The following is a 24769-nucleotide window of genomic DNA, read 5'->3' on the forward strand; positions in this document are numbered from 1 at the left end:
CGGCCGGGAGGGGCCGGAGGCGGTCGCGGCGGCCGGATCCGGGCGTTCGGGGAGGCGCCGGCGCCGACCGGAGAGAATGTCCGCGATGGGTGTTTTAGCGTGTTCTCATGTCCGATGATCACGACGCCGAGCCCACCGGCCGCCCCGGCGCACCCACCGGGCCTTCCGGCCCCGGTGCATCCGTCGCACACGGCGCGCACGGCAGACCACGGACCGCGGCCGAGAAGTGGGCGGCCTTCAAGAAGTCGCCGTTCCTGCCCGCGACCGTGCTGCTCTTCATCGTGGCGGCCGCGGCCGGCCTCTTCGCCGGTTCGTACACGTACTCCATGGCGAACCCGACCCCGCACCGCATTCCCGCCGCCGTGGTCGGCCAGCCGGACGACGCCCGCGGGAAGAAGTTCGTTCAGGGCATGGAGCAGGCCCTGAACGCCTCGCTGGAGCTGCACGCCTACCCGACGTACGCGAAGGCCCGCGAGGCCGTCGACGAGCAGGCGGCGTTCACGATCATCAACGTGGACCGGTCCGGCGTACGGATGGACCTGTCCAGCGCCACGGGCGCCACGGTGGGCCAGTTGTTGTCCCAGGCCGCACCGCAGGTGAGCAAGAAGACCGGCGTCCCGGTCACGATCAAGGACATCCGGCCGCTGCAGCAGGGCGACCCGCGCGGCCTGGCGCTCTTCTACATCTCGCTCGCCGCGGTGATCGTCGGCTTCGTCGGCGCGATCCAGCTCAGTGTGCACGCCCGCGCGCTCAATCCGGCCGAGCGGATCGCGTACACCCTCGCCTACAGCCTGCTCGGCGGATTCACCATCGCCGCGGTGGTGGACTGGCTGCTGGGCGCGCTGACGCTGCCCTTCGTACAGTCCTGGCTGATCCTGGCGTTCACGATGTTCACGACCGGCATGGTCTTCACGATGTTCAACACCCTGATCGGGCGCTGGGCGATGGTGCCGACCTGGGGCCTGATGGTGCTGCTCGGAAACCCCTCGTCCGGCGGCGCGGTCTCCTGGCCCCTGCTGCCGTCCGTACTGGGCCACATCGGCCAGTGGCTGCCCCCGGGCGCCTCGGTGAACGCCCAGCACACGGCCGTCTACTTCCCCGGGCATCAGCACGTCTTCCCGTACCTGGTGCTCGCCGGCTGGTCCCTGCTCTCCTGCACGGTCTTCTGGACCTGGCGCCACCGCCACCCGGGCGGCCGGCCGACGGGGCCGGGACATGCGGCGTAGGGCCGCGCCACAGCACTACGGGGCATACGAAAAACCCCAGGAGGAACACGAAAAAACCCCGGGAAGCAACTTCCCGGGGTTTTGTGCGGTGGCTGGGGCCGGGGTCGAACCGGCGACCTTCCGCTTTTCAGGCGGACGCTCGTACCAACTGAGCTACCCAGCCACGAGGTTTCACGTGAAACCTCAGCGGTCCTGACGGGATTTGAACCCGCGGCCTCCACCTTGACAGGGTGGCGAGCACTCCAAACTGCTCCACAGGACCAAGCTTGTGCGAGCACTAGTCTCGCACATGGTGTTGCGTGCCCCCAACGGGATTCGAACCCGTGCTACCGCCTTGAAAGGGCGGCGTCCTGGGCCACTAGACGATGAGGGCTGATGGCCCACCTGGGCGCTTTGTCGGCGCCGTCGGGGACGTGAGAAGCATATGGGATGGGGGGACGGTTCGCCAAAACGGTTTACGAACGGGGGGTCGGTGAGGTCCGCGAAGGGGTGGGTGACGGGGTGGCTCCGGGCCGGTTGTCGGCCGGCAGGTGGCGGCTGACCTCGGCTTTCGACAGGCCCAGCCCGCCGAGCGTGATCTCGTCCCACGCCTGGAGGTGCCGGGTCTCCCGGTCCAGGTAGAGCACCGACGCCTGCACCTGTTCGGGTGTCGCGCCCTCGACCGCACGCAGCCCGCCGCCGCCCGTGGAGCCCTCGACCATCAGCCGGGTGCCGTGCGGCAGCGTCCGGTTGTCGCGGTGGTGGACGTGGCCGGAGAGGACGAGAGGGACCAGGCCGTCGGTCTCCGCGGCGGCGACCGGATTGTGCGCGAGCGCGATGTCGGCCGGGGTGCGGGCACGGGAGAGGGTGCGCAGGGAATCGGCGAGTCGCCGGCCCGCGGCACGCTCCGCACCGTCCCCGGATGCGGCGACCGAGCGGTCCGGAGTGAACTGCGGGTCGCCGACGCCCGCGATGCGCAGGCCCCCGGCTCGTACGGAGGTGCCCTCGTCCACGACCTTCACGTTCTTCAGCTTCTTGCTCCGCGCGAGGTACTTCTGCGTCTTCATCGAGTCGTGGTTGCCGCGCACCCAGACGTACGGGGCGCCGAGCGTGCCGATCGGGTCCAGGAAGTGGTTCTCGGCGGCCGTGCCGTGGTCCATGGTGTCGCCGGTGTCGATGATCACGTCGATGTCGTACTGCTTCACCAGCGACTTGATGATCTGCCAGGCGGCCGGGTTCAGATGGATGTCGGAGACGTGCAGGACACGGACGGTGGTGGGGTCCGGCTGGTACGCGGGCAGCGTGGACGTCGCGTCGTAGAGCTTGGTGACGTTGGTGACCAGGCGGGCCAGCTCCTTCTGGTACACGTCGAACTCGCTCACGATGGAGCGGGCGTTGCCGACTACGGACGGCGCGGAGGAGAGCAGTCCGGAGAAGCGCGGTTCCAGTACGGACTTGGGGTTCCAGGTGGCGTACGCGGCTCCGCCGGAGGCGGCGAGCAGCGCGAGGGCCAGGCCGCCGGCGGCGAGCGCGCGGCGCGGCCTCCGGTACACCGCGAGGCCCAGCGCGGTCGCGCCGGAGACCACGGCCACGCACGAGCGGAAGGCGAGGTCGGCGGTGCCGCGCTCGACGTCCCGGGTGACCTCGGCCTGCAGCCCGGAGAACCGTTCCGGGTGGTCGACCAGGGCCTGCGCGCGCGCCGGGTCGAGCTGGTCCACGTCGACGTCGAGCCGTATCGGGGCGTGGTGGCTCCGCAGCTCCAGCGCGCCCAGCGGGGAGACGCTGATCTTCGTGCCGCCGCTGAACGACGGACGCAGCGTCATCGTCGTGTCCACGGGCCCCACCGGGGCGCGGACGCTGCCGACGATCAGCAGGCCGAGCCAGGCGCCGAGCAGGGTCACGACGATCAGTCCGAGGGCGCGGGCATACGGGTGCGGCGGGTGCGTCAGCGTGAAGGTGGGGGCCTGGTGGTGGGCGCGGTAGTGCCGCAGGACGGCGGCTGGGGCGCTCCGGACGCGGTCGTACGCGGTGCGGAGCAGCCGGAGCACGGAGGAGCCGGGGGGCGGCCCCCCGGACGGCGCGGTGCGGGCCATTGTGCCCGTATGCCCGTATGCGGGGCCCGTTATGCCGAGGGTTGGGGCATCCGTGGGGTGGTGATGCGGAACGGGCGGGCGTGCCGGGGCGTACACGGTGATGGCGTACCGGAGCGCGGGCGGGAGCGGAGTGCGAGCGGAGGCGGGCGGGAGCGGAGCACGGGAGTGCGCGCGGGAACGTGGTGGACGCGGCCGGCGCGAGGGCGGCCGCTCCGAGCGGCTCCGTGACCCACAATGGGCGCTGTGCTGGAGATGACGCGCGAGGAGTTCGAGGAACTGGTCGGCGAGGCGCTGGACCGGATTCCGCCGGAGCTGACCCGCCTGATGGACAACGTCGCCGTGTTCGTCGAGGACGAGCCCCCGGCGGACGACCCCGACCTGCTCGGGCTCTACGAAGGGACGCCGCTGACGGAACGGGGCGAGTGGTACGCGGGCGTGCTGCCGGACCGGATCACCGTCTACCGGGGCCCGACGCTCCGGATGTGCGACACCCGCGAGGACGTGGTCACCGAGACCGAGGTCACGGTCGTCCACGAGATCGCCCACCACTTCGGCATCGACGACGAACGGCTGCACGCGCTCGGGTACGGGTGACGGGCGGGCGCTCGCCCACCGGGTGCGGCGGTGCGCCTACGGGTACGGCTGCGCGCCTACGGAGGGCGGCGGTGGCCGTACGTGTACGTGTACGGGTGCGGCCGAGGGCTCCGGAGCCGGGCCGGGCGACCGGGTGCGTACGACGGGCGGCGTCCCGCGCGTGTCCTCCGGTGGGCGGCGGGAGTTGGGCAGTGCACCTGTCCCGCGTGTCCGCTCCGGATCCGGAGGTCCCGCCCGTGCCTCGCCCGCTCCCCGTCAGTCGTTCGCCCCGGCCCGCAGTGCCGTCCGCCCCACCGCTGCCCTCCGCCCCCTCTGCTCCTGCCTCCTCCGTCTCTTCCGCCTCCTCGCCCGCGTCCGCCGACGGCTCGGTCTCGCCCCGTACGGCGGCGCGTACGGCCCGCTCCCTGGCCCGTACGGCCGCTGCGGTCGCCGCGGCCTCGGCCTTCGCCGTCTCGGTCACCGGCTGCATGAGCGTCAGCGAGGACGCGCCGAAGGCCAAGCCCTCCGGCCGCTCCGCCGGGGACCACGGCAGCGATGCCCAGCCGGACGGCGGAGCGGCCGACGCGCCCGGTGGCGGGCCGCGCCGGATGGGCCGGTCCTCGGGGCCGATGGAGGACGGCCGTCGCGCCGCGCCCTCGGACGGCGCGGACCCGTCGGCGGACGAGGGGCGCACCCCGACGGCCCCGGGCGGCGGGACGACGGGCAGCGGACGTCCGGGGTCGGAGAGCCCCACGGAGGGCAGCGCGCCCCGCCCGGCCCCGCCCCGGCCCTCCGGTTACCCGGCGCCGACGCCCACCCCCTCCCGTACGACCCCGGCGCCGGACCCGACACCCACGCCGAGCCAGGACCCGCCCCCGAGCAGCCCCGCGCAGACCGGCCCGCAGTCGGGCAGCCCGGACTCCGCGCAGCCAGGGAGCGGCGATGCTTCGTGAGCCGGCGGCGCTTCGTAAGCCGGGGGTGCTCCGTAAGCCAGGGCTGGATGGCCGCGGGCAGTCTCCCTGGGCCGCGGCGCCGTAGGGCGTAGATCGGCCGTTGACCGGCGGAAACCGGACGATCAGCGGGCTATCGGCGGACGGCCGGCGGTATCGGGCCGGTGCCGCCCGGTATCGCATTTGCCTTCAGGGGGCCCGGGTGCGTATGGTGGTAGATCGTTTGATCCCATTTGCCCGGCGCCCACCGGATCCTCTTCTCCGAAGAGGACGAAGCGCGTCGCGTGGCGCGTTCTCTCCTTGCCGTGGCTGACCGCATAGAGGCGGTCTTTTGTGAAACAACACGGAGTTTGGGCGCGTGCCGAGACTCCGGAAGGTTTCGCATTTCGCATGTCCATTTCCACTGACCAGTCCGCCATGCCCGCACACGACGAGCAGGCCCTCCTCACCGACGACCAGGCCGTACGCCAGGACGAGCAGGCCACCGCCGCCGTCGAGGCCGTCGAGTCCTCCGAGGCCGTCGCCGACGAGCCGCAGGCCCCCGAAGAGCCGCAGGTCACCTTCGCGGACCTGGGTCTGGACGAGAAGATCGTCCGCAAGCTGGCGCAGAACGGTGTCACCACCCCGTTCCCGATCCAGGCGGCGACCATCCCGGACGCCATCGCCGGCCGTGACATCCTCGGCCGCGGCCGCACCGGCTCCGGCAAGACCCTCTCCTTCGGCCTCCCGCTGCTGACCCAGCTCTCCGGCGGCTCCACCGAGAAGAAGCGCCCGCGCGGCGTCATCCTCACCCCGACCCGCGAGCTGGCCATGCAGGTCGCCGACGCGCTGCAGCCGTACGGCGACGTCCTCGGCCTGAAGATCAAGGTCGTCTGCGGCGGTACGTCGATGGGCAACCAGATCTACGCCCTGGAGCGCGGCGTCGACATCCTCGTCGCCACCCCGGGCCGACTGCGCGACATCATCAACCGCGGCGCCTGCTCCCTGGACAAGGTGCAGGTCGCGGTCCTGGACGAGGCCGACCAGATGGCCGACCTGGGCTTCCTGCCCGAGGTCACCGAGCTGCTCGACCTGGTGCCGGCCGGCGGCCAGCGGATGCTCTTCTCCGCCACGATGGAGAACGAGATCGGCACGCTGGTCAAGCGCTACCTGACCGACCCGGCGACGCACGAGGTCGACAGCGCCCAGGGCAACGTCACGACCATGACGCACCACGTCCTCGTCGTGAAGCCCAAGGACAAGGCGCCGGTCACCGCCGCCATCGCCGCCCGTAAGGGCCGCACGATCATCTTCGTCCGTACGCAGCTGGGCGCCGACCGCGTCGCCGAGCAGCTCTGCGACTCCGGTGTCCGCGCCGACGCGCTGCACGGTGGCATGACGCAGGGTGCGCGTACTCGTACGCTCGCCGACTTCAAGGACGGTTACGTCAACGTCCTGGTCGCCACCGACGTCGCCGCGCGCGGCATCCACGTCGACGGCATCGACCTGGTCCTGAACGTGGACCCGGCCGGCGACCACAAGGACTACCTGCACCGTTCCGGCCGTACGGCCCGCGCCGGCCAGTCCGGCACGGTGGTCTCCCTGGCCCTGCCGCACCAGCGCCGGCAGATCTTCCGCCTGATGGAGGACGCGGGCGTGGACGCCTCGCGCCACATCGTCGGCGGCGCCGGCCAGTTCGACGAGGACGTGGCCCGGATCACCGGCGCCCGGTCGCTGACCGAGGTGCAGGCCGAGTCGGCCGCGAACTCCGCCAAGCAGGCCGAGCGCGAGGTCGCCGAGCTGACCCGCGAGCTGGAGCGGCTGCAGCGCCGCGCCGCCGAGCTGCGCGAGGACGCCGACCGGCTGACCGCCCGTGCCGCGCGTGAGCGGGGCGAGGACCCGGAGGCCGCGGTGCAGGCCAAGGCCGAGGAGGCCGCGGCGGAGAGCGCCGCGCAGGCCGAGGTGTCGCTGCCGGCGCAGGCCGCGCACACTCCGGAGGCCGACGAGGCCCCGCGCCGCTCCACGTACCGCGACGAGCGCGGCAACTACGAGCGCCGTGACCGTCGGGACGACCGTGGTGGCCGTTCGTTCGACCGCAACGACCGCAACGACCGTAACGACCGCGGTGGCGACCGTGGTGGCTTCAACCGTGACCGTCGGGACGACCGTGGCGGCCGTTCCTTCGACCGTCGCGATGACCGCGGTGGCGACCGTGGCGGCTTCAACCGTCGGGACGACCGTGGTGGCCGTTCGTTCGACCGCAACGACCGCAACGACCGTAACGACCGCGGCGGTGACCGTGGTGGCTTCAACCGTGACCGTCGGGATGACCGCGGTGGCCGTTCCTTCGACCGCAACGACCGCGGTGGCGACCGTGGCGGCTTCAACCGCCGGGACGACCGTGGCGGCCGTTCGTTCGACCGCAACGACCGCAACGACCGCGGCGGCGACCGCGGCGGCTTCAACCGTGACGACCGTGGCGGCCGCTCCTTCGAGCGCCGTGACCACCGTGGCGGCGACCGCCCGTTCAACCGCGACCGCCGCGACGACCGCCCGTCGTCCTTCGGCCGCGACCGTGACAACGACCGTCGCCCGCACGGCCGCCGGGACGACCACCGCGGCGGCAACGCCGGTGGCCGCTCCTTCGACCGCCGCGCCGACAAGCCGCGCTGGAAGCGCAACGGCTGATCAGGGCGGAGCGCGTACCGCGGAAACGTCCATGCGGCACTGAGGCGTCCGCACAGCGCCGTCCTGCGCATCGCTGACAGACCGGTGGGTCCGTCCTTCAAGGACGGGCCCACCGGCGCGTTTCCGCCGGGCGCAGCGCCCCCGCGCCGGGTCTCTCCGAGCCACTCCGACCCCGCCGAGCCCCAATGCCTTCCAGTTGTGGTCCGAGCGCGGGCTATGCTGCTCGGTGCGGGCCATTAGCTCAATTGGCAGAGCAGTGGACTTTTAATCCATTGGTTCAGGGTTCGAGCCCCTGATGGCCCACCGATGAGCGGCGCCCCCGCTCCTGGGAAACCGGGAGTGGGGGCGCTTTGTCGTGGGTGGGGGCGCTGCTGTTGTGGGTGGGGCGCGCGCTGCGGCCGCGCGCACCGTTCTGCCGCGAATCTTCCGGCGGCTGGGAACGCGTGTACGGCGGCCAGGAGTTGAAGAAGTGTCCAGAGGCAGCCGGAGGGGCTCGGGGCGTGAGCGTGACCCGTCCGGCCCTCGAAGAGTCGCCATGCGGTGCCATGGCGGACACCCTGGGACGGCGGTACGGCGATGGTGACGGGAGCGGTGGACGACAGCACGGGGACCGGAACGGCGGACGAGGCGGACGAGACGGCGCGCGGCACGGACAGCGGTGCGGAGAGCGGCGCGGGAAAGAGGCCGGTGCGGATGGGGCGAGGCGGAGCGTGCATGTCGGGCGACCGGGAGCGGCAGGCCCGTCGGGACGGGCTGTCGCCGGTCAGCCGCCGGCTGGTCTGCTGGCTGCCCGCCATGCTCCTCATCGGCGGTCTGGCCTTCGACCTGCTGACCCCGGCCCAGTACACCGCCGCGCCCTTCTTCTCGGCAGCGCCGCTGGTGGCCGCGCCGCTGTACTCACTGCGGAACACGGCGCTGGTCAGCGTCGTCTCCGTACTGGCGGAGCTGGGCGTGGTCACCGCCCACGGCCACGCCGGCGGCTACGAGTCGTACACCGAAGCGGTGACCGTCCTGGTCGTCGCCTTCCTGGCGCTCGCGATCAACCGGGCGGTACGGATGACCGACGCCCGGCTCGCCTCCGTGCGGGACGTGGCGGAGGTCGCCCAGCGGGCCGTGCTGCCGCTGCCGCCGGACCGCATCAGCGGGCTCGACGTCGCCGCGCGGTACGAAGCGGCGCAGGCGGACGCCCGTATCGGCGGCGATCTGTACGCCGTGCAGGACACCCCGCACGGCGTGCGGCTCATCGTCGGCGATGTACGCGGCAAGGGACTGGAGGCGGTGGAGGCCGCCGTGATCGTCATCGGGGCCTTCCGGGAGGCCGCGGAGCAGGAGGCCACGCTGGAGGCGGTGGCGGGCCGGCTGGAACGGGCGCTGCAGCGCGAGGGGAGCCGGCGGGAGGGGCTGGACCAGTTCGAGGGATTCACCACGGCTGTACTTGCCGAGGTGCCGTCCGAGGAGCGCGGGGTGCTGCGCGTACTGAACCGCGGCCATCCGGCGCCGCTGCTGCTGTGCGCGGACGGCACGCTGCGCGAGCTGGAGCCGCGGATACCGGCGCTGCCGCTCGGGCTGAGCGAGGTCGCGGGCTGGCCGGACCGGGCCGACCAGGCCGACTTCCCGCCCGGCGCGATGCTGCTGCTGTTCACCGACGGGGTGTCCGAGGCGCGGGACTCCGGGGGCGTGTTCTACCAGCCGGCGGTCCGGCTGGCCGGTCGGGCGTTCACCGGCCCCGATGCGCTTCTGGACGCCCTGATCGACGACGTGGCGCAGCACACGGGAGGGGAGAAGGCGGACGACATGGCGCTGCTGGCGGTACGGAGACCGGAGGGGTAGGCGACCGGAGGGGTAAGCCAGGGCGGTAGGGCGTGCCCTGGGGAGTCGCCCTGGCGAGCCCCCTGGACGGGTCTGCGAAGCCCTTGGACGGGCCCTGCGGAGTGCCTGGGAGGGCTCTGCTGAGTCCCTGGTCGGGCCCTGCGGAGTCCCGGCGGGCCGAGGTGACCCCGGGGGAGGTCACCCCACCTCCGGCGTCTCCTCCAGCCACTGCACGCTCTGCCCGTGCTGGCCCGTGAGGGCGACCGGCCGGCCGTCGAGGGCGAGGGTGAGCTGGTGTGCGTCGGCGGGGCGCGGCCCGGGCAGCCACGGCAGCACGCTGTGGTACTCGTTGGAGATCCAGTGTCCGGCCCGGTCCACCAGGACCGACCGTACGACCCGGGCGAACTCCTCGCGGCGCTCCAGCGGCAGATACGTCAGCACGGCCGTGTGGAAGACCACCAGCGTCGCGTCGCGCGGCGCCTGCGCGGCCAGCGCGGGCAGCTCGTCCAGGAGGTCGCCGCGTACGAGCGGAGCGGGCGGTGCCTGCCGTACGGCCTCGATGGCGCCCAGCTGGCGCTGCTGACGTGCCGCCGCATCGGGCGTCGAACCGGGCCAGACCAGCGCCTGGAGCCAGCGCACGTCGTCGGGGTCGGTCACGTCGAGCGGGTTCAGGTCGATCCCGGCCCGCCAGACGATCCGCGGCAGCTCGGTCGGTACGGGCGTGCCCGGAGACGTACGGCAGGGAAAGACGACCGGACTGTCCGAAGCGCCGGACTCCGGGCGGTTCGGAGCACCAAACTCCGGGCGGCTCGGAGCACCGGGCTCCCGGCTGTCAGGAGCGCCGAACTCCGGGCCGTCGTCGTACCGGTAGCGGTACAGGTCCGGGTGCAGGCACAGTCCGGCCGACGCGCCGACCTCCAGAAGCGCGAGCGGCTGGGGGAGGCGGGCGAGAAGCGGCAGGAGCGTGGCACAGCGCGCGGGCTCATTGGTCTGCGTGAGCCGCCGCATCATGACGTCGCGTACGTCGTCCCAGTGCCGGATGGTCCACTCGCGCCACGTGCGGTACGCGAAGTCGCCGCGCGGCCCCTGATCGGCGTGCGGGCCGTCGAGGTAACGGACGGCGGCGAGCAGGAGATTGGGCTGCTGCTTGTTGCCGGGTGGCAACGAGGCGCCCAGGAAGTCGCAGAATTCCGGGTCCTGGCTGATGCGGGCGGTCAGCTCCTCATGCGCTTCGGACTCGCCCCGCGCCTGCTGCCACGAGAACTCCGCGTACCGATCCGCCACTGCCTGCGCGCTGTTGACGACCATGATCAGACGTTACTGCTCTCACTGTACGTAATCACTGTGCACCCCTCCGCATAACAACTGACAAACGATCAGTCCGGTTCGGGTTTCCGATCCTCGGTCAACTCGCCCCCATTTGGTCATGACTGGCCGCATAAGTCCAGCTCAGCGGGCGTACGGATTCCGGAGAACGCTTGGAATCCGGCCGTCCCGTCTATTACTGTCCGATAACGCAGCGCGGTCGGACCAGCCGTCGCAAGAGGCGGCACCGCGCGGCCGACGCCGAATCCCAAAAGCGCACTTCACCACCGCACCACCTGCCCAGGGAACCGGGGAACCACCACCTTGGGGTGAATCGGACGACTCCCCCCGGAGCCGTCCGTAGGAGACCTTCCTGCTCCGAACCCGTCAGCTAACCCGGTAGGCGAGAAGGAAGGAAAGGAGTGCGCCCTAGTGGCGTCCAACAAGCCTGCCCCGAGCCCGTCTTCCGGGACCCTGTACGAGCCCTTCGCCCCCTCTGCCCCCTTTGCCTCCTCGGGCGAAGCTTCCTTCGCCGCAGGTGAGGGGTACGCCGCGCACGACACGTACGCCGCCCCCGATGCGTACACAGCGCACGGCTCCTATGAGTCCCCCAGGGCGCACGCCGAGCCGGGGCCAGCCGACACCGCCGTCTTCCCCACCTTCCCCGCCGTGAGTGATCCGGGTGCGGCCGACGGTCCGTGGGAGCAGTGGAACCCCACCGAGGAGTCCGTACGTCCGGTACGCGGCCGGCACCGCGTCGCCAAGCAGCGCGGCGGCGGCCTCGCCCGCAGCAGTACGGTCCTGGGCGTCGGCGTCATCGCGGCGGTCGGCGCGGGTGGCATTGCCTCCGCGCAGGGCAAGCCACAGGTCTCCATATCCATGCCCGACCTGGGCAGCATGGCCGAACAGGTATCCGCAAAGCTCCCCGCGGCGGAGACCCTGCCGGGCATCGGCGACCTGGTGTCCCACGACTCCTCCGGGACGGGGACGGACGCCGCGCAGGGCGGCCCGTTCACCGGGGCGGCCGGCGGCGAGTCCGCTCAGGGCGGCGGCGAGGCGCTCCGCGCCCGCATCCTTGAGCAGGCCGAACGGGCGCAGAGCTCCGCCGACCAGGAGGCCCGCGAGGCCGCCGAACAGGCCGCGGTCAAGCAGGCCGAGGCGGACGCGGCCGAGCGTCAGCAGCAGGCCGAGAGCGCGAAGAAGAAGGCCGCGGCGGAAGCCAAGGCCAAGGCCGAGGAAGAGGCGCGCAAGAAGGCGGCCGCCGAACGGGCCGCCAAGCTCGCCGAACTGGCCAAGAGTTACACCCTCCCGGTCTCCTCCTTCACCATCACCGCCACCTTCGGGCAGGGCGGTGACCGCTGGGCCGCCGACCACACCGGCCTGGACTTCGCAGCGCCGACCGGCACCCCGGCCAAGGCTGTGCACGGCGGCACGATCACGCAGGCCGGCTGGGCGGGCTCGTACGGGTACCGCATCGTCGTCACCCTCGACGACGGCACGGAGCTCTGGTACTGCCACCTCTCCTCGATGGTGAAGACCTCGGGCAAGGTGGCCACCGGCGACGTCATCGGCCGGGTCGGCGCCACGGGCAACGTCACGGGCCCGCACCTCCACCTGGAGGTCCGCCCGAGCCCGGACACCCCGGTCGACCCGATGCCGTGGCTGCGCGACCACGGGCTGAGCCTCTGAGTGATCGTCTGGCCGAACGTCCGACTGAACGTCTGGCTCAACGCCTGACTGAACGCCCGACTGAACGTCCGACTCAACGCCTGACGACGTCGATGTGGTGAAGGGCCGAGAACGGGCGCTCCTACGGGCTTCCGTCCGCCCGTCCGGGGCACTTGTCCGCCGTCGCCGCCGCCTCGTGCGCCCCGTTCCGCCGTGAACGGGAACCGGGCGCACAGCAGGAGGGGAGAGGCGGTGGCCGACGGCCGGGTCTCCGCGTACCGCGGGCCCGCACACTACGGCGGCCCTGATGGCCACCCGCACACCGCGGTGCGCCATCGGGCCGCCGGTCGTATGTTCGGCCATCCGGCGAGCGCGACCGACCCCGCTCCCGCAGAATGAACGAGCCCCCGCCACCGCGCCTCAGAAGCACGGCGCCGAGCCAAGGACGGCCCCAGTGGAGTGGACCCTCGAGATCGTCACCGTTCCCGTCACCGACCAGGACCGTGCGAAGCGCTTCTACGAAGAACAGTGCGGCTTCAAGGCCGATGTGGACGCGCAGGTCGCCGAGGGGGTACGGATCATCCAGCTCACCCCGCCCGGTTCGCGCTGCTCGATCGCCCTCGTCCGGGGCCTGCCCCCGGCACCCGGCCAGTCCGCCATGGCCCCGGGCTCGCTCCAGGGCCTGCAGCTGTGCGTGGTGGACATCGAAGCGGCCCACGCGGAGCTGGTACGGCGCGGGGTGGAGGTCGGCCCGGTACAGCATCTCGGGGCCGAGGGCTGGACCGAAGGCCGGGGCGAGACGTGGAACTCCTTCATGTTCTTCAAGGACCCCGACGGCAACGGCTGGACGGTCCAGGAGGCGCCGTCCCCGCTCAGTGACCGGTAGGGCTTCTCCGCTCCGTAACCGGTGGGGCCTCCGGGCGGAGTCGACGACCGGCGGGGAGAGAGGCCCCACCCCGGCCACGAATGCCCCTGGCAAAGCAACCGAGTGATGCCCCCTCACCTTCAGGCCATCTCCCGGAATAACTCCCCGCCCGACCCTCGCTGACGCTCACATGTCCACTTCCTCCAGTTCTTCCGCCTCTTCCGCCCCCACGCCCGGCCACGGCCCCGTCGCCGTCTCCGCCACCAAGCCCCTGGGCTCGCTGACGGTCTCCCCCCTCTCCCTCGGCGGCAACGTCTTCGGCTGGACCGCCGACGTGGCGACGTCCTTCGAGGTACTGGACGCGTTCACCGGAGCCGGCGGCAACTTCATCGACACGGCCGATGCCTACTCCGTCTTCGCCCCCGGCAACAAGGGCGGCGAATCCGAGGCGATCATCGGCGACTGGCACACCGCCCGCGGCAACCGCTCCGACCTCGTCATCGCTACGAAGGTCGGCGCCCTCCCCGACCGCAAGGGCCTGTCCGCCGCCAACATCAAGGCGGCCGTCGACGAGTCCCTGGCCCGCCTCCGCACCGACCACATCGACCTCTACTACACCCACTACGACGACGAGTCCGTCGAGGTCTCGGAGATCATCTCGACCCTCGACGACCTGGTGAAGGCCGGCAAGGTACGCGAGATCGGCGCCTCCAACATTTCGCCGGAGCGCCTGCAGGAGTCCCTCGACTTCTCCGAGCGCGAGGGCCTGGCCAAGTACGTGGCCCTGCAGCCCCACTACAACCTCGTCTCCCGCGACACGTACGAGGGCCCGCTGCGCGACATCGCCGCCCGCCACGGCCTGGGTGCCATGCCGTACTACGGCCTCGCCTCCGGCTTTCTGACCGGCAAGTACCGCCCGGGTACGGACGTGGACAGCGCCCGCTCCGGCAAGGCCGCCGCACACCTCGCCACGGAGCGCGGCCGCCGCGTCCTGGCCGCCCTCGACGAGGTCGCGGCCCGCCACAACGCCGAACAGGCCACCGTCGCCCTCGCCTGGCTCGCCGCGCAGCCCACGGTCACGGCCCCGATCGCCAGCGCCCGCACGGTCGCCCAGCTCCCGGCCCTCCTGGCCCTCGGCACCCTCCCCCTCACCAACGAGGACCTCACCCTCCTGACGGACGCGTCGGCGTAACCCGCCCCGCACTCCGGCATACGGCAAGGGCGGCTGCGTACGGTTCGTACACAGCCGCCCTTGCCTTGCCTTGCCTTGCCACTCTTGGCCCCTGGCTCGCTTACTTGCGGTCCACGACCACTACTTGCGGTCCACGACCACCCAAGAAGCCGCCGCCACGGCCCCGGCGACCGCGAATACGGACGGCCAGGCCCCCACCTTCTTCGCCAGCGGATGCGACCCGGCGAACGCCGCTACGTACAGCCCCGTCAGCGCCGCCGCCGTACCGTTCCCACCCTTCCGCTGCCACTCCCGAGCCGCCACGGCCCCGGCCGCCGCCAGCGCCACCCCACCCAACGGCCGCTTCTTCGTCCACCGAGCCACTCCATAGCCCCCTACGAGCCCACCCGCAGCCACGACACTCGCCGGCACCCCAGCCATCACCAAAACCTCCACATCAGGGACATCTCTGGCCATGACCTTACGCCGGGGCGCTTGGAGTCCCGACGGCGTGTCCGTCACTTCGGTCGTGACTTCGCGAGGCGGATGTGTGCCCTGACACACTCTGCGTCGCCTTCAGTCGAAGCGTCGATCACTTGACAGAATTTGCACATGGCGAAGTCAAAGGTGAGCAAGTCGGTCAGCTTCGGCACTCCACCGGGAGTATCGGAGGGGGACTGGTTTAAGGGCCATAGGGAATTGTATGACCGTGGCGTGCACCGGGCCTACGGGCAGGGAATTTCTGGTACGGCGCGCGACGGTGTGGACTCGATTGTTCTCTCTGGCGGCTACCTCGACGATGTGTACGGAGATGAGGAGATCACGTATACCGGTGAAGGGGGGCGCGATAGAACGACTGGAAGTCTCTTCGCCGATCAGACAATGGACTCGCCGGGTAATGCCGGGTTGTTGCTTGATGAGGCTCTTGGTCATCCTGTCCGAGTGATTCGGGGGCTGGATATTAAGGGCACCAAGCGTCGTCGAGCAACCGGCGGGTATGAATACTGTGGGCTCTTTCGCGTAGCGGATCACTGGATGAAGCCCGGCAAGGAGGGCTTCCGCGTTTGCCAGTTCAGGTTGGTGAAACTGGCGCCGGGCGAGTCGCCACAGCCTAAGCCCGTCTCTCCTGACGGCGATCAGGACACGGACTTTGAGATGCAGGTGCGCCGTACGGTTGAGCGTGAGCGGCGCGTTCGTGACTCCGCCGTAGTGCGCGAAGTGAAGGAACTGTACGACAATACCTGCCAGATTTGTGGGACGCGACTGGTCATATCCCCTACTGGGGGAGCGTACAGCGAAGCGGCGCATATACAAGCGATGGGTAAGCCGCACAATGGCCCGGATAAAGTGTGGAACGTGCTCTGCTTGTGCCCAAACTGCCATACGCTGTTTGATCGGGGGGCTCTTCAGCTCACTGACGATCTAGATGTTATTGATGGTCTCACGCAAAAGTTCGTGACTGCGCTTCGTAAAGCGAAGACGCATGCAATAAAGGTGGAATGTGTCCGCCTCCATCGAGCGCGGTGGGCTGATCGGCTGGCTGAGTAAGAGCTGAATAAGAAACGCGAAACGCGCGATCAAGCTCAATCATTGTCTGGCTCAGTAGCCGACTCGTATTGCATGAGCGAGCCGGACTGGTATGGGCGTCGAGTGGTGAGATGGGCGTGGGTGAGGGAGGGGTGGGCCAGGGGTTTGGTTTGCCAGAGGTGGTGGAGGAGGGTGCGTTCGCGGGTGTGGAAGTCGGGGGTGGGGCCCGTGCGGTGGGCGCGGCGGCGGAGGAAGGCCAGGGAGGTGGCCAGCGCGGCGTACTCGGTGACGGCTCGGGCGGCGGCCGGGCCGTGGGTGCGGCGGGCTATCGAGCGGGCGAGGGCGCGCGTCCTGAGGGAGGAGAGGGTGAGCGGGTCGGTCGGGTTGAGCCAGCCGGCGGCCGCGTACGGGGGCAGGTACGTGCGCAGGGAGAGCAGCTCCTGGCGGCGGGACCAGACGGCGAGGCAGGAGAGGGCGGCGAAGACCGGGACCATGAAGAGCCCGTAGACCGCCAGGAAGCCGAAGCTGCCGAGGGACGAGGCACTGTTCCATATGGAGTGGAGCAGGATCGCCGTCGTGAGGCCGAGGGCGGGGAGCGCCAGGCGCAGCGGGCGGTGGTGGGGGTAGCGGGTCGCGGCTATGCCGAAGGACAGGCCCGTCAGGACCGTGAAGAGCGGGTGCGCGAACGGCGACATGATGACGCGTACGAAGAAGGTGCCCGCCGTGAGGGAGTCGGCGAGGCCGGCCAGTGAGTGCAGGCTGAGCGAGCCGAGCGAGAGGTCGCGGCCGACGGCGTTGCCGAGGTAGAGGACGTTCTCGGTGAACGCGAATCCGGTGGCGGTGAGGCCCGCGATGACGACGCCGTCCGTGATGCCGTCGACGTGCCGGCGGCGGAAGACGAAGAGGAGGAGGACGGCGGCGGCCTTCGCCGTCTCCTCGACGACCGGCGCGACGACCGTACTGCTCCAGGTCTCGGCGTCGGTCGGGGAGACGCTGGCGATGTTCGTACTCAGCCATTGGGTCGCGAAGCCGTTGGCGGTGATCGCGACGAGGGTCGCGGCGCAGGCGCCCCAGGCGAAGGCGAAGGCGAGGTTGCGCCAGGGTTCCGGGTCCACGCGGTCCAGCCAGCGGAAGGCCGTGACGAGGATCGGTACCGGGAAGACGGCGAGGGCGAAGCCGACCAGGAACCCTTCCGTGCCGGTCTGGCGGCGGACCAGGGTCAGGATGGCTATGCCGGAAACCGTCAGCAGGGCTATGAGGGCGATCAGGGAGGCGATGCGGAGCGCCGCCCGGCGGGGGGAGCGTTGCTTGCCTACGCGTACGCCGCTGCCGTGCTCGAGTGCGCCTCTGCTGTGTTCGTGCATGCCTCTGCGGTGGGTGTCCGTCGGTGTGCCGTCGGGGGGCTGGGGCAGAGGCGGGGGGCCGCTCGGGGGTCCGTACGGGGGGCCCGAGGGGCGGTCCGGTGACGGCTTGGACGGGTGCACTCTTCGACAGTAACCACGAGGTGGCGGCTGCGCGCGGAGTCGTGCACCGGGGCTGAGAGCCGATGGGTGGGGCGGTCGGTACGGGCCAGTTTTGACTGCACTTGCGCGCGGATTGGACACGTACGGAGGGGAGCTGAGCGGACGGGAGCTGTACGGGTGCGGACGCCCCGGCGCCCCCCCATCCGCTCAGTCCGTGTCCGCTCGGTCCGTGTCGGCCAGTCCGCGTCGGCTCAGTCGGTGCGGCGGCGGAAGAGGAGGTCGTGGACGACGTGGCCCTTGTCCAGGCCCTGGCCCTCGAACTTGGTGAGCGGGCGGAAGCCGGGGCGGGGCGCGTAGCCGCTGTCCGGGTGGAGGTTCTCCAGGCTGGGCTCGGCGCTCAGGACCTCGAGCATCTGCTCCGCGTACGGCTCCCAGTCGGTGGCGCAGTGGACGATCGCGCCCGGGGCGAGCCGCGTGCTGACCAGGGAGAGGAACTCCGGCTGGATCAGGCGGCGCTTGTGGTGGCGCTTTTTCGGCCACGGGTCGGGGAAGTACACGCGCAGACCGGCCAAGGAGGCGGGCGCGAGCATCTCGCGGAGGAGGATGATCGCGTCGCCGTTGGCCACGCGGATGTTGGACAGGCCATTGCGCTCGGCGAGGGCGAGGAGGTTGCCCTGGCCGGGGGTGTGGACGTCGCAGGCGAGGATGCCGGTGTCCGGGTCGGCGGCGGCCATCTGGGCCGTCGCCTCGCCCATGCCGAAGCCGATCTCCAGGACGACGGGCAGGCCGTCGAAGAGCTCGTCGAGGTCGATCCGGGACAGGCCGTCGATGTCCAGGCCCCACTTGGGCCACAGGCGGCGGAGCGCGTCGGCCTGGGAGGGCGACACCCGGCTGCGGCGCGGCTGGAACGAGCGGATGCGGCGCTCGTGGTGCGAGCCCGCCGGGTCGGCGGCCGGTCCGGTGCCGTCGGGGAACATCGGCTCGCCGCGGTGGCGTACGGGCGTCTGCCGTGCCGGGGGCGTCTGCGGGTCGGCGGAGGCGCCTGCGTGCCCCTCGGGTGCGGTGGGGGCGGCGTCGGCTGGGGTGACGGGGTTCTCGGACACAGTGGGTCGATTCTACGGGCGGGGGAGTGGAGGGCAGGGGCGGCGGTATGGGGTCGGTGGTCGGGGTGGCCTTCCGGCTGCGCGCCGGTGGGCGTGCCGCTGTGCCCACCCTCCCCCAAGCCCTTGAGGAGCAGGGGGTACCCCCATCGCCCCAGCGGCACGATTGCCCACAGCGGCGGCGGACCGGGTTACCCGAGAGTCCGCAGGGCTCGGTCCGCGATCTCTCGGCCGATGGGCAAGGAGGCCGTCGCCGCCGGGGACGGGGCGTTGAGGACGTGGATGGTGTGGGGGCCCTCGGTGATGAGGAAGTCGTCCACCAGGGTGCCGTCGGGCAGGACCGCCTGGGCGCGGACGCCGGCCGGGGCGGGGATGAGGTCGTCGGCCGTGATCGCCGGGAGCAGGCGGCGGACCGCGTCCGTGAAGGCGCGCTTGGAGAGGGAGCGGTGCAGCTCGCCCGCGCCGTACCGCCAGTGGCGGCGGGCTATCTGCCAGGCGCCCGGATACGCCAGGGTGCCGGCCAGCTCGGCGGGCCGGACCGTCCGCCAGTCGTACCCCTCGCGGGCCAGGGCCGGGACGGCGTTCGGTCCGAGGTGGACCTCGCCGTGGACGCCGCGGGTGAGGTGGACGCCGAGGAACGGGAAGGCCGGGTCGGGGACGGGGTAGACCAGGCCGCGGACCAGGGAGTCGCGCGCGGGGGAGAGGGAGTAGTACTCACCGCGGAACGGGACGATGCGCATCCCGGGGGCGTCACCGGCCAGCCGGGCGACGCGGTCGCAGTGCAGCCCCGCGCAGTTCACCAGGGCGCGGGCGCGGACGACCCGGCCCGTGGACGTGCGGACCGCGACGCGGCCGCCGCGCCGGCCGATCGTACGGACGTCCGCGCCGTACTCGATGCGCGCGCCGGCCTCCGTAGCGAGGCGGCCCAGCCGGTCCGCGACCGCGCCGAAGTCGGCGACGCCGGTTGTGCCCACGTGGATGGCCGCGAGGCCGCGCACCTCGGGCTCGTACTCCAGGATCTGCGCGGGGCCCAGCTCGCGGACGGGGATGCCGTGCTCACGGCCGCGCTGGATCAGGGAGTGCAGACGGGGCAGCTCGGCGCGGTCGGTGGCGACGATCAGCTTGCCGGTGATGTCGTGCGGGATGTCGTGCTCGGCGCAGAACTTGACCATCTCGGCCGAGCCTTCGAGCGCGAAGCGGGCCTTGAGGGAGCCGGGTGGGTAGTAGATGCCGCTGTGGATCACGCCGCTGTTCCGGCCCGTCTGGTGGCGGGCGGGGCCGGGCTCCTTCTCCAGCACGACGACGCGGGTGCCGGGGGCTGCCCGGGTGATCGCGTACGCCGTCGAGAGGCCGACGATGCCGGCGCCGATGATCACGACGTCACAGTCGGAGCGGGGAGCCGCGCCGGGCGCCCCGGCGGGCCGAGAGGCGTCGACGGTCCGCGCGTCGTCCCCTCGCGCGCCCGCGGGCTCCGCCGTCCCTGTTTCCGCACGCCGCGCGGCCTCCGCGCCCTCACCCGGGGCCTGCCCCGCGGGCCGCCCCTCCGCCTGCTCGAACGTCATCGCGGCAGCACCTCCCCATCACGAGCAACGTCACGTCACGACCGACATACCCATCATGACGGGGGGCACTGACATCCGTCCGTCACCGGCTCCCTCAGCGGCCGCCGCCGGGCCACGGCCAGGCCGTTGATCAGACCGTTGACAGGTCTGTTGTTCAGCCCGTTGATCAGGTCGGTGACCACGACGAGGACCATGGCGAGGACCGCGCCGGTGGCCACGCGCCGGGCCGGCAAGAGCAGCCGAAAGAGAACATCCGGCGAGGCGCCGGTACGACGTCGCCACGACGCCCGTACGACGCCGGGCCAGCCCCTAAACCGGCGCCACCAGCAGCGGCCGGGCCCGTTCCCGCAGCTCCACCACGCGCGGCTCGTCGCCGTACGGCTCCAGCCGGTGCAGGAGGTCGCGCACGTACTCCGTGGTGCGGGCGGAGGAGATCCGCCCGGCCACCTCGACCGCGCGGGTGCCCGCCGCGCAGGCCGCGTCCAGATTGCCCGATTCCAGCTCGGCCACTGCCGACACCACCAGCCGCAGGCCGTGCGAGCGCACGAATTCCTCGGTCGGGCGGGACAGGGCCTGTTCCGTGAAGCGCCGTACCTGGCGCGGAAGTCTCAGATCGCGGTAGCACTCGGCGGCATCGGCCGCGAACCGCTCGTACGAGTAGAAGTCCAGCCAGGACGGGTCGGGGTCGCCCTCACGGGACCGTTCGAGCCAGCCCTCGGACGCCTTCAGAGCGACCTCGCAGGCGCGGCCCTCGCCGGCCTTCGCCTGGGCGCGCGCCTCGACCAGCCGGAAGAAGCTCATCGTGCGGGCCGTCGCCAGCCCCCGGTTGCGCTCCAGCGCGGCCTGGGCGAGGTCGACGCCCTCGTCGGCGAAGCCGCGGTAGGTCGCCTGCAGCGACATCGATGCGAGGACGTAGCCGCCCAGGGGTACGTCGGCGGCGGCTCGGGCGAGGCGCAGCGCCTGGATGTAGTACCGCTGCGCCGCCTCCTGCTGGCCCGTGTCGAACGCCATCCAGCCGGCCAGCCGGGTCAGCTCGGCGGTGGCGCCGAACAGCGCGCGCCCCACCTCGTCGCTGTACGAGGCGAGGAGTAACGGCGCCGCGTCCACCCGGAGGCACTCGGGCACCATCGAGGAACGCCAGTCGCCGCCGCCGTACTTGGAGTCCCAGCGGCGCGCGTCCTCGGCCGCCTCGCGCAGCTTGGAGACGTCGCTGTGGCCGACGTGCTGGGGCAGCGGCTCGCCGCCGGCGGCCGCCGTGTCCTTCGGGTCGTCCATGCCGGCGGGGTCCTTGCCCAGTGGGACAGACGTACTGGGTACCCCGGAGACCGTCGGCGCGCTACCAGGTGCGGCCGTCGGCCCCGAAGGGCCACCCTCGGGCCCCGCGTCCGTATCCGTGTCCTGCGGGCCGCCCCGCCCCGTTCTCGCCTCGGGGACGCCCCGCGCCACCGAGCTGTCGGCCGGGGATATGAGCCAGCGGGAGGCCGGAGTGGCGTATGCGCTGACGGAGAAGGAACCGGCCAGGCTCTGCCAGATGCCGCCGCCGCCCGCCCGCCGTCCGGCCAGATCCAGCCGGTACAGCTCGGTCGCGGACCGTACGGCCGCGTTCACGTCGCGCGGGAAGGCCAGGCCCACCTCGGGCGCGGGGTCGGCGTCGGCCAGCCCGATTTCGTGCAGCGGCACCGGCCGGCCGAGCTTGCTGCCGATCGCAGCCGCAATCAAGTGCGGTGCCGCACCCTGCGGAACCATGCCCTTCGACACCCACCGGGCGACCGAGGTCTTGTCGTAGCGAAGAGTCAGGCCACGCTGCGCACCGAGGTCGTTGACCCGGCGGGCGAGCCCGGCGTTACTGATCCCCGCGAGGGCGAGAACGGTGCCGAGTTTTTCGTTCGGCCCGCGAGTATCCCTGGACATGCGCACCCCTCGACCAAGCGACGGCCACCCCGTACTCCCCGGGGCATGCGTCCACCCAGAGTAGTTCGCTGAATCCCGACCGTTAAGGGCCGGTGTCCCGGATGGCGAGATTCGTGTCTGCGGGGGAGGTCACGCATGGGCATGTGCTCCGGGTACGTGTTGCCGTGCGCCCGTCCGTGCGCGCTGGCCGCTCCAAGGCGGGCACGTTTCCATGGGACTTGCGTGGGTCGGCCCGCTGCACTGGATCCAGTGGGCTGGGGGACACCGCCACCTCATTCCCCGCGGGTGGCGGTCCGGTCCGGGGGGTGAGTCCCACCTCCCGGACTGTCGCGATCACTTACGCAACGCATGGGAACGGGACCGCCAGGCGGTCCGTACGGTCCGCTGCCCGGATCGCGCGCCCCGTTGGCCGCCCCCGAATGCGCCGGGTACGCGCCGAGAGCGCTTCCGTCCGCAACGTATCGGTACGGAACGGACTTTGGCTGAATACCATCACCCGCCCAATTCCCGCCGCGGGCAGCGCGCAGCACTGAGAAGCGGCGTCCGCGGCTCCTGAAGGCGGTGTGCGGGCCTCTGAGAAGCAGCGTGCGCGGCTCTTCGGAGCGGTGCCGCGGCACCAGGGGCCGCCCGCGCGTACACGCCGTCCTCATGCCGCCTCCCACCCGCCCCTGTCGTGGCAGAGTGGTCCGCACAACTGCTGTACAACTGCTGTGCCACGCGCCGTACGGGGCGAATGAGTGCCCCGTGACCGGCGTACGGAGCGACGGGGAGACGGGCGGAGGCCACGATGCGCTGGTTGGTGGGGTGGAGCAGTACCGCCACGGGCCCGGGCCCCATCGACGACAGCCGTACGGTGCTCCCCGTGGGCGCCCAACTCCTGTGGGGCGACCCCGATCCACTGTGGGCGGTCGGCGACTGGCGCCCCGATGAAGTACGCATCGTGCAGGCCGACCCCGAGACCCGGATCGCGGTCTTCGGGGTGTGCGGCGCCACCGACGACCAGTTGCGGGTGGGACTCCTCGCCGCGCGCGGTGGCGCACTGCGCCATCTCACCGCCTGGCCCGGCAGTTACACCGCCGTCGCCCAGGTGGGCCGGCGGCTCACGGTCACGGGCGATCTGGCGGGCGCCCGCCCGGTGTTCCACACCCGGTGGGCGGGCGGCACGGCCTATGCGACCGCCGCCCTGCCGCTCGCCGACCTGATCGAGGCGAGCCTCGACGTGGGGCACCTCGCGGCACTGCTGGCCTGCCCGGACGCCCCCGAGGCGCTCGGCACCGGCACGCCGTACACGGGCGTGCGGCGCGTCCCGCCCGGCCACGCCCTCGTACTGCGCGGCGGCTCCAGCGAGATCACCTCGTACGAACAGACCCATTCGCTCGCCGTCTCGGCGCCGCAGCTCGCGCCCGAACAGGCCGTGGACGGCGTGCGGGAGGCGCTCGTGGACGCCGTACGGGCCCGGCTGGCGGCCCCGCGGCACGCGCCCGACCCGCACGGCGGCCCGGGCGCCGCGGGCGGCCTGGACCCCGGTCCGGTGCCCGGCATGGGCCCGGAGGACCGACGGGCCGCGCGCGGCGCACCGGCACCCGGCATCGGCGCCGACCTGTCAGGCGGCAGCGCGTCCGGGACGCTGGCGCTGCTCGCGGCCGGCCTGCCGGGGCAGCCGGGGCGGCTCAACGGGCAGGGCGAGCGGCTCCTCGCGGTGACCTTCAACGACCGGGCCGGCAACGGAGGCCAGGCGTACCGGGAGGCCGAGCTGGAGCGTGCCCGCAGCATCGCGGACAACCCGCGGCTGCACCACGTGGTGGTCGCCGCGGGCGAGGAGGCGCTCCCGTACGCGGACCTGGGGGCGGGGCCGCTCACGGACGAGCCGGGGCCCTCGATGGTCGCCGCCGAACGGCACCGCAGGCGGCTGCTCTCCGGGAGCGCCGACCACTTCGTGGGGCACGGCGCGCGACAGGTACTGGACGCCCATCCGGCGCGTCTGGCGGACCTGTTGCTCGACCGGCGGCGCCGGCACCTGCTGCGCCCGGTCACGGCGCTGGCGAAGGCCGACGGCGCGGCCACGCACTCGGTGTTCATACCGTTCACGGTCTACCGGGCGGCGCGGAAGCTGGCCCGCACGCCCTACAGGGCGGGCATCTCCGCGGCCGCCGCGCGTCTCCTGGGGCGGGAGTTCGTGGACGAGGCGGTGGCGGGCAGCGCCGTGGAAGCCTCGCTGGCGGCGCTCACGTGGTGCCGGCCCGGCCCTGCCGCGCGCTGGCTCACGGGGGAAGCGCTCGCTGAAGTATCGGTTCGGCTGAGCGAGGCGGCACTCCGGGCCCCGGCCGTCGGCCGCCCCGGGGAACGCCGGGCACGCGCGGCGCTCGCCCGGCACGCCGCCGACCACCGCGTCTTCGAGCAGGCCGCCGAGGTACGGAACCAACGGCTGCACGCGCCCTTCCTGGACAACCAGGTGGTACTCGCCTGCCGCGCGCTCCCTGACACGCTCAGGGTGCAACCGGGGGCGCGGGCCTCGGTGTTGCGCGCCGTGCTCTCCGGGGCGGGCATCCGCGATCTGCCACCGGGCTGGGGCGCGACCTCGCACGTGACGCACGCGGCGGCGGTACGGGCCGGGCTGCGCGCCTCCATGGACGACCTCGTGCGGCTCTTCGACGCGCCGCTGCTCGCCGACGCGGGGCTGGTGGAGGCCCGCGTCGTACGCAAGGCGCTGCGCGCCGCGGCCGAGGGCGCGCCGCTGCCCCTGGACGGCCTGGCGGAGCTGGTCTCGACGGAGCTGTGGCTGCGCCGGCTGCTCGCCCGGCGCGGCACGTGCTGGACGGGCGCGGCGGCACCCCGTCAGCGCGCCGTGTCGACCGGCGTCGAACGACTGGCGCTGTAGCCCCGCCGGCTCGGCCGAAGGC

17 protein-coding genes, 4 tRNA genes and 1 riboswitch are annotated in these 24769 nt (G+C 72.2%); of the genes, 11 read left to right on the forward strand and 10 right to left on the reverse strand.

The genetic code is table 11. The annotated features are described in order from the left end of the window. Positions 1–107 precede the first annotated feature (107 nt). Positions 108–1226, forward strand: coding sequence for an ABC transporter permease (locus tag IG84_RS0101970; protein ID WP_051861246.1), 1119 nt, complete (start codon positions 108–110; stop codon positions 1224–1226). An 89-nt stretch (positions 1227–1315) separates the two neighbouring features. Here IG84_RS0101970 and IG84_RS0101975 read toward each other — a convergent pair. The 4 genes from IG84_RS0101975 to IG84_RS0101990 form a co-directional block, all read right to left on the reverse strand. Next, positions 1316–1389: transfer RNA gene (locus IG84_RS0101975), tRNA-Phe, on the reverse strand. A gap of 24 nt (positions 1390–1413) precedes the next feature. Continuing rightward, a tRNA-Asp gene (locus IG84_RS0101980) sits at positions 1414–1488 on the reverse strand. Positions 1489–1526: 38 nt separating this feature from the next. Next, positions 1527–1599, reverse strand: a tRNA-Glu gene (locus IG84_RS0101985). 82 nt (positions 1600–1681) lie between these two features. Then, complete coding sequence (locus IG84_RS0101990) at positions 1682–3298, reverse strand: metallophosphoesterase family protein (RefSeq protein WP_031050496.1); 1617 nt, start codon at positions 3296–3298, stop codon at positions 1682–1684. 243 nt (positions 3299–3541) lie between these two features. On the opposite strand from IG84_RS0101990, the gene IG84_RS0101995 reads away from it, so the two are divergent. The 5 genes from IG84_RS0101995 to IG84_RS0102010 all read left to right on the forward strand — a co-directional run bounded on the left by IG84_RS0101995 (position 3542) and on the right by IG84_RS0102010 (position 9318). Then, entirely contained in the window at positions 3542–3892 is a 351-nt protein-coding gene (locus tag IG84_RS0101995; RefSeq protein WP_031050498.1) for a metallopeptidase family protein, read from the forward strand. Positions 3893–4128: 236 nt separating this feature from the next. Further along, positions 4129–4824, forward strand: coding sequence for a hypothetical protein (locus tag IG84_RS40985; RefSeq protein ID WP_157848802.1), 696 nt, complete (start codon positions 4129–4131; stop codon positions 4822–4824). A 387-nt stretch (positions 4825–5211) separates the two neighbouring features. Then, complete coding sequence (locus IG84_RS0102000) at positions 5212–7488, forward strand: DEAD/DEAH box helicase (RefSeq protein ID WP_031050501.1); 2277 nt, start codon at positions 5212–5214, stop codon at positions 7486–7488. A 230-nt stretch (positions 7489–7718) separates the two neighbouring features. Further along, positions 7719–7791: transfer RNA gene (locus IG84_RS0102005), tRNA-Lys, on the forward strand. Between the two features lie 390 nt (positions 7792–8181). Continuing rightward, positions 8182–9318 carry a PP2C family protein-serine/threonine phosphatase gene (locus tag IG84_RS0102010; protein ID WP_031050504.1) on the forward strand — a complete coding sequence of 379 codons (1137 nt, stop codon included), beginning with the start codon at positions 8182–8184 and terminating at the stop codon, positions 9316–9318. Between the two features lie 177 nt (positions 9319–9495). Here the strand turns inward: IG84_RS0102010 and IG84_RS0102015 are convergent, their stop codons facing one another. Next, positions 9496–10605 carry a DUF2332 domain-containing protein gene (locus IG84_RS0102015; RefSeq protein ID WP_031050507.1) on the reverse strand — a complete coding sequence of 370 codons (1110 nt, stop codon included), beginning with the start codon at positions 10603–10605 and terminating at the stop codon, positions 9496–9498. A 275-nt stretch (positions 10606–10880) separates the two neighbouring features. Further along, positions 10881–11023: riboswitch (cyclic di-AMP (ydaO/yuaA leader) on the forward strand. A gap of 11 nt (positions 11024–11034) precedes the next feature. Here IG84_RS0102015 and IG84_RS0102020 point away from each other — a divergent pair. The 3 genes from IG84_RS0102020 (at position 11035) to IG84_RS0102030 (ending at position 14327) form a co-directional block, all read left to right on the forward strand. Beyond that, positions 11035–12291 (forward strand): M23 family metallopeptidase, encoded by a 1257-nt coding sequence (locus IG84_RS0102020; protein WP_078648544.1) that lies wholly within the window; start codon positions 11035–11037, stop codon positions 12289–12291. Between the two features lie 433 nt (positions 12292–12724). Then, positions 12725–13156, forward strand: coding sequence for a VOC family protein (locus IG84_RS0102025; protein ID WP_031050515.1), 432 nt, complete (start codon positions 12725–12727; stop codon positions 13154–13156). 169 nt (positions 13157–13325) lie between these two features. Next, the gene (locus IG84_RS0102030) at positions 13326–14327 is read left to right on the forward strand and encodes an aldo/keto reductase (protein WP_078648545.1); all 1002 of its coding nucleotides are present in this window, start codon (positions 13326–13328) and stop codon (positions 14325–14327) included. Between the two features lie 120 nt (positions 14328–14447). Here the strand turns inward: IG84_RS0102030 and IG84_RS0102035 are convergent, their stop codons facing one another. Then, positions 14448–14747 (reverse strand): hypothetical protein, encoded by a 300-nt coding sequence (locus IG84_RS0102035; RefSeq protein WP_031050519.1) that lies wholly within the window; start codon positions 14745–14747, stop codon positions 14448–14450. Between the two features lie 171 nt (positions 14748–14918). Here IG84_RS0102035 and IG84_RS39475 point away from each other — a divergent pair, with 171 nt between their 5' ends. Beyond that, the gene (locus tag IG84_RS39475; protein ID WP_078648546.1) at positions 14919–15854 is read left to right on the forward strand and encodes a YDG/SRA domain-containing protein; all 936 of its coding nucleotides are present in this window, start codon (positions 14919–14921) and stop codon (positions 15852–15854) included. A gap of 35 nt (positions 15855–15889) precedes the next feature. Here the strand turns inward: IG84_RS39475 and IG84_RS0102045 are convergent, their stop codons facing one another. The 4 genes from IG84_RS0102045 to IG84_RS0102065 all read right to left on the reverse strand — a co-directional run bounded on the left by IG84_RS0102045 (position 15890) and on the right by IG84_RS0102065 (position 21869). Continuing rightward, positions 15890–17197, reverse strand: coding sequence for a PrsW family intramembrane metalloprotease (locus IG84_RS0102045; RefSeq protein ID WP_078648547.1), 1308 nt, complete (start codon positions 17195–17197; stop codon positions 15890–15892). Positions 17198–17547: 350 nt separating this feature from the next. Further along, positions 17548–18399 (reverse strand): tRNA (guanosine(46)-N7)-methyltransferase TrmB, encoded by an 852-nt coding sequence (trmB, locus tag IG84_RS0102050; protein WP_031050525.1) that lies wholly within the window; start codon positions 18397–18399, stop codon positions 17548–17550. Positions 18400–18587: 188 nt separating this feature from the next. Continuing rightward, entirely contained in the window at positions 18588–19958 is a 1371-nt protein-coding gene (gene lhgO / locus IG84_RS0102055; RefSeq protein ID WP_078648548.1) for an L-2-hydroxyglutarate oxidase, read from the reverse strand. 309 nt (positions 19959–20267) lie between these two features. Beyond that, positions 20268–21869: an NsdA family TPR-like regulatory protein gene (locus IG84_RS0102065; RefSeq protein ID WP_031050530.1), complete on the reverse strand. Its 1602-nt coding sequence runs from the start codon at positions 21867–21869 to the stop codon at positions 20268–20270. Positions 21870–22656: 787 nt separating this feature from the next. On the opposite strand from IG84_RS0102065, the gene IG84_RS0102070 reads away from it, so the two are divergent. Then, entirely contained in the window at positions 22657–24747 is a 2091-nt protein-coding gene (locus IG84_RS0102070) for an asparagine synthase-related protein (RefSeq protein WP_031050533.1), read from the forward strand. Positions 24748–24769 lie beyond the last annotated feature (22 nt).

Source organism: Streptomyces ochraceiscleroticus (assembly GCF_000720485.1).
GTDB lineage: Bacteria > Actinomycetota > Actinomycetes > Streptomycetales > Streptomycetaceae > Streptomyces > Streptomyces ochraceiscleroticus.

Excerpts from the sequence above, each read along its gene's own strand:
- IG84_RS0101970 (WP_051861246.1), top strand. The coding sequence starts at position 108 with ATGTCCGATGATCACGACGCCGAGCCCACCGGCCGCCCCGGCGCACCC.
- IG84_RS0101990 (WP_031050496.1), bottom strand. The coding sequence starts at position 3,298 with ATGGCCCGCACCGCGCCGTCCGGGGGGCCGCCCCCCGGCTCCTCCGTG.
- IG84_RS0102000 (WP_031050501.1), top strand. The coding sequence starts at position 5,212 with ATGTCCATTTCCACTGACCAGTCCGCCATGCCCGCACACGACGAGCAG.
- IG84_RS0102010 (WP_031050504.1), top strand. The coding sequence starts at position 8,182 with ATGGGGCGAGGCGGAGCGTGCATGTCGGGCGACCGGGAGCGGCAGGCC.
- IG84_RS0102015 (WP_031050507.1), bottom strand. The coding sequence starts at position 10,605 with ATGGTCGTCAACAGCGCGCAGGCAGTGGCGGATCGGTACGCGGAGTTC.
- IG84_RS0102030 (WP_078648545.1), top strand. The coding sequence starts at position 13,326 with ATGTCCACTTCCTCCAGTTCTTCCGCCTCTTCCGCCCCCACGCCCGGC.
- IG84_RS0102035 (WP_031050519.1), bottom strand. The coding sequence starts at position 14,747 with ATGGCTGGGGTGCCGGCGAGTGTCGTGGCTGCGGGTGGGCTCGTAGGG.
- IG84_RS39475 (WP_078648546.1), top strand. The coding sequence starts at position 14,919 with ATGGCGAAGTCAAAGGTGAGCAAGTCGGTCAGCTTCGGCACTCCACCG.
- IG84_RS0102045 (WP_078648547.1), bottom strand. The coding sequence starts at position 17,197 with ATGCACGAACACAGCAGAGGCGCACTCGAGCACGGCAGCGGCGTACGC.
- lhgO (WP_078648548.1), bottom strand. The coding sequence starts at position 19,958 with ATGACGTTCGAGCAGGCGGAGGGGCGGCCCGCGGGGCAGGCCCCGGGT.
- IG84_RS0102065 (WP_031050530.1), bottom strand. The coding sequence starts at position 21,869 with ATGTCCAGGGATACTCGCGGGCCGAACGAAAAACTCGGCACCGTTCTC.
- IG84_RS0102070 (WP_031050533.1), top strand. The coding sequence starts at position 22,657 with ATGCGCTGGTTGGTGGGGTGGAGCAGTACCGCCACGGGCCCGGGCCCC.